Annotated in this window: 1 protein-coding gene; it reads right to left on the bottom strand. The window is 52.5% G+C overall.

Annotation, left to right across the window (positions count from 1 at the left end; translation table 11 throughout):
* Positions 1-226: 226 nt before the first annotated feature.
* Positions 227-678, bottom strand: a 452-nt coding sequence (locus ABEA08_RS09455; RefSeq protein ID WP_345335056.1) for an IS630 family transposase, incomplete at its 5' end; no start/stop codon positions are given.

Genomic DNA, 678 nt, shown 5'->3' with positions numbered 1-678 from the left:
TGGTAGTGTGGGAGTTCCCATGTGAGAGTAGGTCACCGCCAAGCGCTTATTCAGAATTGAGCCCATCCTAACGGATGGGCTTTTTTCGTTTTTGTCCGGTGGCAATCGCATTGTGGCACCACACCGGATCCCATGTTGCTGATACCAGAGCGGCAGGGCCGGTAAGTGCTCCTGCCAGACCGGCATTTCCGCCATCCTTGGCGGTCAGTGATACCAAGTCCATTATCTATTTGGTCAGTCTGGCCCAATCCCTGCTGCACAGATGCCGCACTTGTTCTGCATCTTTTCGAAAGCTGTTCCAAGCATCTGCAACCTGGTCGACAATGTGGTCATAGCTTTTGAAGACCCGATTGGAGAGGCATCGCTGCCGTAGCCATTGCCAAACCTGCTCCATCGGGTTCAGTTCCGGTGAGTAGGGAGGCAGTTTGATCAAGCTGACATTGTTGAATGGAGAAGCAGTATCTGACTCATGCCACCCGGCACCATCAATGATCACTATCGCGTGGCGACCTCGCGGTGTTGCTTCGGAAATCAGTTGAAGATGCTGCCTTATAGCGTCTTTGTTTACGCACGGAGTAATCAGGGCTTCAGTCTTTCCATTGGCCGGGCAAACCGCACCAAATAGGTATCCGTAATCAAACTGCTGTTGCTTTACGACTCTAGGACGGCTGCCAGTGG

The sequence above is a fragment of the Ferrimonas pelagia genome (assembly GCF_039543565.1).
Lineage (GTDB): Bacteria > Pseudomonadota > Gammaproteobacteria > Enterobacterales > Shewanellaceae > Ferrimonas > Ferrimonas pelagia.
The sequence above is the reverse complement of the archived record's forward strand: the minus strand, read 5'-3'. Positions and strand labels throughout refer to the sequence as shown.